A 347-nucleotide genomic window follows, 5' to 3' on the forward strand; every position below is an offset into this window, starting at 1 on the left:
GATGCAACTGATGTGGAAGGTCAAATCGAGATGTTGCTCAAAGTTGTACCAACTGCGAAGACTGTCGGTATTTTCTACAATTCTAGCGAGGTAAACTCAGAGGTTCAAGCTGAGCAGGCTAAAAAAGCACTCGAAGCAAAAGGTGTAAAGGTAGAAGTGACAACAGTTACGACTACAAACGATGTTCAGCAAGCTATTACTTCACTTGCAGGAAAAGTCGATGCTATCTATCTTCCAACTGATAACACAGTTGCCTCTACAGCTTCAACAATCGGTGATATTTTAAAAGAAGCAAAAGTTCCAGCTATGGGAAGTGACGCGGCAGTTATTGACGCAGCTCAATTAGT

Annotated in this window: 1 protein-coding gene; it reads left to right on the plus strand. The window is 42.1% G+C overall.

The window, feature by feature from the left end; genetic code table 11:
- Window positions 1-347: ABC transporter substrate-binding protein (locus C1E99_RS01855; RefSeq protein ID WP_269088941.1), on the plus strand; the 347-nt coding region annotated here is incomplete at both ends.

The sequence above is a fragment of the Streptococcus suis genome (assembly GCF_002964045.1).
Lineage (GTDB): Bacteria > Bacillota > Bacilli > Lactobacillales > Streptococcaceae > Streptococcus > Streptococcus suis_U.